We start from the raw sequence: 2,328 nt of genomic DNA, 5'->3' as shown, positions 1-2,328 counted from the left end.
GTCTCGTGAAGCTCTTCCGCGGGCGGCAGGGGCTTTGTCGTCGGCGCCGGCGGGATCGGCGTTTTCACCCGCTGCGGCGGGGCCGGATTGGCCCTTTCGCTGATCACGTCGACGATCTCGACCGAGTAGATCTCGGGTTCGGGCAGGGGCCGGGCGAACTGCGGCAGGCCGAACACCATGAGGGCGATCAGCAACAGATGCAGGATACCGGAAACAATGGCTGCGCCCTTGCGCATGATCGGGACCGAACCTTCGTCTTCTTACGCGTTACGTCTACTTGGCGGGCGGCAGGGCGATCAGGGCGACCTTGGTGAAGCCCGCCGATTTGATCAGGCCCATGGTCTCCATGACCTTGCCGTAATTGATGGCCTGGTCGCCGCGGACATAGATGCGCGTCTCCGGCCCCTGCTTGGCGCTGGCCTGGAGCTGCGCGACCAGCGTGTCCTTGGTCACCTCGTTGTCGCCGATGAAGAGGCGGCCCTCGCCATCGACGGAAACGATCACCGGCTTGTCGTCCTGGGGCAGGCTGTCGGCCTGGGTCGTCGGCAGGTCGACCGGCACGCCGACGGTCATCAGCGGCGCCGCGACCATGAAGACGATCAGCAGCACCAGCATGACGTCGACCATGGGGGTGACGTTGATGTCGCCCATGGGCGCGCGGCCGCGCCGTCCGCCCCGCCTGCCGCCACCGCCGAGGGAAGCGCCCATGGCTCAGCTCCTCCGCTCGTCGACCTGGCGCGACAGGATGGCCGAGAATTCGTCGGCGAAACCTTCGAGCCGGCCCTGGAAGCGGCCGACATCGGACGACAGCTTGTTGTAGGCGATGACCGCCGGGATGGCGGCGACGAGGCCGAGCGCGGTCGCGAACAGCGCCTCGGCGATACCGGGCGCCACCACCGAGAGCGAAGTGTTCTTGGAGATCGCGATCGAAGAGAAGGAGTTCATGATGCCCCAGACCGTGCCGAACAGGCCGACGAAAGGCGCGGTCGAGCCGACGGTGGCGAGGAAGCCGAGATAGCGCTCCAGCCCGTCCAGCTCGCGGTTGAGGGCGACGCGCATGACCTTGGAGATCCGCTCCTGCAGGCCGGTGGCGAGGGCCGCGCCGGGCACCGCCAGACGCTCGGTCGCCCGGCGCCATTCGCGCATGGCGGCGACGAAGACGAGGGCCAGCGGGTGATCCGGCCGCGCCTGGATGCGATCGTAGAGATCGTCGATCGAATTGCCGGACCAGAAGGCTTCCTCGAACTGGTCGGCCTGGACCTGGACCCGGCGCAGGCGGCGCAGCTTGTCGATGATGATCGCCCAGGACCAGAAAGACGCCAGCAGCAGCAGGATGACGACGAGTTTCACCACCCAGTCGGCCTGCATGAACAGGCCCATGATCGACATGTCGGGCGCGGCGGCGCCCCCGAGACCGGTGGCGGCGATATCGCCCACGGGCGCGGTCAGCGCACCCGCCGTTGCATCAGGGTTCATTTCGGTTTCCCGTTTGAAGATGGTTGTTCTTGAATCTCGAAGGGGGCGAAAGCGTGGCGAACCGGGTCCGGAAAGCGCCGTGGCCGGCCCTGACGGTCAAGGCAGGCGATTCGGACCGTTGCCTGTGTCATGATTTCAACACCCCGGCGCACGATCTGAAGCGATTCCATGCTGGCGCCCTTCAGCACCTTCAGCCTGGTTTCGACGACGAGGGCATCGTCCAGGCGGGCCGGGCGGGCATAATCGATATCGATCCGCTTCACGACGAAGGCCAGCGGATCGTCGCCCTCCATCATCGCGTTCTGGTCGATGCCGATCTGGCGGGCGAAGTCGCTGCGCGCCCGCTCCATGAATTTCAGATAATTGGCGTGATAGACGATGCCGCCCGCGTCCGTGTCCTCGAAATAGACCCGCAGGGGCAGCCAATGGGCGCCTTCGGCCAGCACCCCCACCTGGGGGCCCAGCGCCATGACATCAGGCATCATCCACCTCACCGAGCAGCGGCAGCTGCGCAATGTCGGGGCGATCCGGCATGGCAAGGCCGAGATGCCGGAACGCCGCCTGCGTCAACATGCGCCCTCTTGGTGTGCGCTGCAACAAACCTTGCTGGATCAGATAGGGTTCGATGATTTCCTCGATCGCGTCGCGCGGCTCGGACAGGGCGGCCGCCATGGTCTCGACCCCGACCGGCCCGCCGCCGTAATCGCGCGCGATCGCCGAAAGATAGCGATGGTCCATGGCGTCGAGGCCACGGCCATCGACCTCGAGCCGGGTCAGGGCGGCATCCGCGACCCGGGCATCGATCGCCCCGGCCTTGGCGACGAGGGCGAAATCGCGCACCCGGCGCAGCAG

Annotated in this window: 4 protein-coding genes and 1 pseudogene; all 5 read right to left on the bottom strand. The window is 66.7% G+C overall.

Going from position 1 to position 2,328, the window contains the following annotated elements; genetic code table 11:
* A pseudogene (locus WAZ62_RS13640) lies at positions 1-236 on the bottom strand (energy transducer TonB); the annotation flags it as partial.
* A 37-nt stretch (positions 237-273) separates the two neighbouring features.
* Entirely contained in the window at positions 274-708 is a 435-nt protein-coding gene (tolR, locus tag WAZ62_RS13635; protein ID WP_422644083.1) for a protein TolR, read from the bottom strand.
* Between the two features lie 3 nt (positions 709-711).
* Positions 712-1,476 carry a protein TolQ gene (tolQ, locus tag WAZ62_RS13630; protein WP_422644082.1) on the bottom strand — a complete coding sequence of 255 codons (765 nt, stop codon included), beginning with the start codon at positions 1,474-1,476 and terminating at the stop codon, positions 712-714.
* Positions 1,473-1,961 carry a tol-pal system-associated acyl-CoA thioesterase gene (gene ybgC, locus WAZ62_RS13625; RefSeq protein WP_422644081.1) on the bottom strand — a complete coding sequence of 163 codons (489 nt, stop codon included), beginning with the start codon at positions 1,959-1,961 and terminating at the stop codon, positions 1,473-1,475. The genes tolQ and ybgC overlap by 4 nt, the downstream gene beginning before the upstream one ends.
* A partial coding sequence (locus tag WAZ62_RS13620) for a Holliday junction DNA helicase RuvB C-terminal domain-containing protein (protein ID WP_422644080.1) occupies positions 1,951-2,328 on the bottom strand: 378 nt, incomplete at its 5' end. The genes ybgC and WAZ62_RS13620, both read right to left, overlap by 11 nt.

Origin of the sequence: Zavarzinia sp. (assembly GCF_049306435.1) — a bacterium.
In the GTDB taxonomy this organism is placed as follows: Bacteria; Pseudomonadota; Alphaproteobacteria; order Zavarziniales; family Zavarziniaceae; genus Zavarzinia.
This window is presented reverse-complemented; position numbering and strand designations above follow the sequence as displayed.